The sequence below is a fragment of the Caldicellulosiruptor sp. F32 genome, from assembly GCF_000404025.1.
GTDB classification, from domain to species: Bacteria; Bacillota; Thermoanaerobacteria; order Caldicellulosiruptorales; family Caldicellulosiruptoraceae; genus Caldicellulosiruptor; species Caldicellulosiruptor saccharolyticus.
In genome coordinates, this window is sequence record NZ_APGP01000103.1 from 1 (window position 1) to 771 (window position 771).

Genomic DNA, 771 nt, shown 5'->3' on the forward strand with positions numbered 1-771 from the left:
AGATCACTATTTGCAAGTTGGTAAACATAATAAAATACCAAGTTAATTTTTGAGTCAATCCTAATACTTTCTAACTCATTTTTTATTATATCTCTTGTTCTAACTTGTTTGGTAAGAGATAGCATTTTGATCATGGCAACTAAAAATTTTTTACCTCCAATTTTTAAGCCTATACTTTGGATTTTTTCTTCTATTGCCCCTTTGCTATAAGACCAACCATAAATAAGTTTTTCTATTATCATATCGTTTAATAATTCTTGTTGACTGATTATTTTAAAATTTGAAATTTTAGAGTGTATTAACTTGCGTTCTTTTTCCTTTAACTTGTTTAACCTCCCAAACGGAAGTATTTTATTTTCATTCTCCTTGCTTACTATCTTTAATTCCTGAGTTATTTTATATGTCTTTATTTTATATAATTTGATATAAATAGCATATAAACTTATAATAACCATGAAAATTGTAAATCCCATTAGGTACAATGTATACACAGTTCTTGAAATGTATATTTCACTTCTTAAGCTGTTATATGGTACAAGATAAATATAATCCCAATCAGATACATTTGAAGTTAACCGTAAAAATATGTACTTTTTACCTTTGATTGCTACTACATCACACAGGTTAGCAACATATTTTTGAGTTTTGCTAAGACTTTTTATAATGTCATTTCTCATATTGTTAATATCTGATTTATTTGAAATTAATATTTTTTTCTCACACCTATCATAAATTAAAATTATTGAATCCTGGCTGTATAATTTGTTTTCT

1 pseudogene is annotated in these 771 nt (G+C 25.6%); it reads right to left on the reverse strand.

Going from position 1 to position 771, the window contains the following annotated elements:
* Nucleotides 1-771: pseudogene (locus tag H964_RS12545) on the reverse strand (helix-turn-helix domain-containing protein); the annotation flags it as partial.